Below are 779 nucleotides of genomic sequence, written 5' to 3'. Positions count from 1 at the left end.
TGAGGGGTTGAACACCCTGTCGGCGTCCAACGGGCGTGGAGGTTCGGCGCCGGGGAAGATCGCGACCGGCTGCCCGTTCTGCCGGGTGATGCTCACCGACGGTGTCACCGCCCGTCAGGAGAAGGGCGAGGGCGAGGGCGTCGAGGTCGTCGATGTGGCCCAGCTGATGCTCGATGCGATCGAGCGGGTCGAGCCCGCCACGCTGAGCGAGAACCTGACCGTCATCCAGCAACCCAAGACCCAACCCGAACCCGAACCCGAGCCCGAGCCCGTCGCCGCGGCGACCGTGACACAGGCCGAGACTCCGGCTGCGCCGGTCAAGGCGGCTGCGGCTGGTGGTGGCCTGGCGATGAAGGGTCCGGCCAAGGCCCCGGGCGGTTTGGGGATGAAGGGTGCGGCGAAGGCTCCCGGTGGTGGCCTGGGCATGAAGGGCGCCGCCAAGGCACCCGGCGCCAAGACCGCGGCACCGGCCGAGGAAGCGGCGGTCGAGTCCGCCCCCGCCGCCGAGGCCCCGGCCGCGCCGGTCAAGGGCTTGGCCATGAAGGGCCCGGCCAAGGCACCCGGCAAGGGTCTGGGTATGAAGGGCGCGGCCAAGGCACCCGGCGCCAAGGCGGCTCCGGTGGCCGACGCGGCTCCGGCTGCCGACGCGGCTGCGGTGGCCGACGCGGGGGCGGCCGAATCCGCACCCGAAGCGCCCACCGCCCCGCCGGTCAAGGGGCTGGGGATGAAGGGCGCGGCCAAGGCACCCGGTGGCAAGGGGCTGGCGATGAAGGGCGCCG

General features: G+C 73.9%; 1 pseudogene. It reads left to right on the top strand.

Features of this window, described 5'->3' with window-relative positions:
• A pseudogene (locus tag NX1_RS37160) lies at nucleotides 1-779 on the top strand (Fe-S oxidoreductase); the annotation flags it as partial.

The organism is Nocardia xishanensis NBRC 101358, assembly GCF_001613365.1.
In the GTDB taxonomy this organism is placed as follows: domain Bacteria; phylum Actinomycetota; class Actinomycetes; order Mycobacteriales; family Mycobacteriaceae; genus Nocardia; species Nocardia xishanensis.
The sequence above is the reverse complement of the archived record's forward strand: the minus strand, read 5'-3'. Positions and strand labels throughout refer to the sequence as shown.